1 protein-coding gene is annotated in these 528 nt (G+C 66.1%); it reads left to right on the top strand.

Going from position 1 to position 528, the window contains the following annotated elements:
* Positions 1–528: DUF445 family protein (locus AC1D00_RS44745; protein WP_477015166.1), on the top strand; the 528-nt coding region annotated here is incomplete at both ends.

Below are 528 nucleotides of genomic sequence, written 5' to 3'. Positions count from 1 at the left end.
TGCATCCCGTGTTCGGCTTCATCGCGGCCTTCGCGGAAGCCGCGACCATCGGCGGGCTCGCCGACTGGTATGCCGTGGTCGCGCTGTTCAAGCGGCCGCTCGGCCTGCCGATCCCGCATACCGCGATCATCCAGAGCAACCAGGCCCGCATCGCCGACAAGCTCGGCGAATTCATCCAGGTGCATTTCCTCGAGGCCGGGCCCGTCGAGGCCAAGCTGAACGAGATCGATTTCGGCTCCTTCGTTGCCGACTGGCTGCGCGACCGCAAGCGCAGTGATGATCTCGCGCGCTTCGCGCTGCGCTTGCTGCCGGAGGCCTTCTCCGCGACCGAAAGCTCGGGCCTGATGACCTTCATCATCCGCCGCATGTCCTCGCAGCTCCAGGCGATCGACCTTGCGCCACTCGCGGCCGGCACATTGCGCGGCTTCGTCGCGGAGGGGCGGCACCAGGTCCTGTTCGACGATCTCCTGCGCGTGATGCACGAGACGCTGAACCAGAAGGAGACGATGGCGATGATCCGCGAGAAGG

The sequence above is a fragment of the Bradyrhizobium sp. P2_E8 genome (genome assembly GCF_056403875.1).
The sequence above is the reverse complement of the archived record's forward strand: the minus strand, read 5'-3'. Positions and strand labels throughout refer to the sequence as shown.